The following is a 568-nucleotide window of genomic DNA, read 5'->3' on the forward strand; positions in this document are numbered from 1 at the left end:
TGCCCGAACTGGTAGGCGAGCTTGGACCAGTCGCGCTCGAGGTCGAGTGTCTCGACAGCGTCGACGACGCGGCGGCAATGCTCGATGTAAGGCCGTCCGGTCTTATCGCGTGTGCTGCGTGAACTTCCTCCGCAATCTTGGCTACCCGGTAGAAAACGCTCATCGCGCTGTCGCTGCCTTGCCAGAGCTAACTATTCAATGACGTGTGGGGTATGCCGCTTGTCCTCGGCAGGTTCGACATCGATACGGGCCTTTTCCGGATCGAAAGTGCCGTGACGCGCGATCGCCCGAGCGGCGGAATCCGGTGTTTCATATGCCCACATGAAGTCGTCTGAAGAACTGCCGACGGCGTGGACGCGCCAGTAACTCGCGGTACCTTTGAGCGGGCTCTGTCTAATTGTGTTGGTCTTCTCGAAAAGATCGAAATAGATGTCCTCGAAAGGGACATAGAATACCGGCTCCTGCCCGTCTTCCCGCAACACCTTTGCCCGTTCGCTGGCAGCAACTATGGCATCTGAAAATCGTACCGTCACCGTGCCAGCAAACGGTTCTATGGCGAGTCCACCAG

At 57.7% G+C, this 568-nt stretch carries 1 protein-coding gene; it reads right to left on the minus strand.

Annotated elements, in window-relative coordinates; translation table 11 throughout:
• Window positions 1-191: 191 nt before the first annotated feature.
• A partial coding sequence (locus tag ACXJ7R_RS35950) for a DUF427 domain-containing protein (RefSeq protein ID WP_457155920.1) occupies window positions 192-568 on the minus strand: 377 nt, incomplete at its 5' end.

This window comes from Mesorhizobium sp. P5_C1 (genome assembly GCF_054049815.1).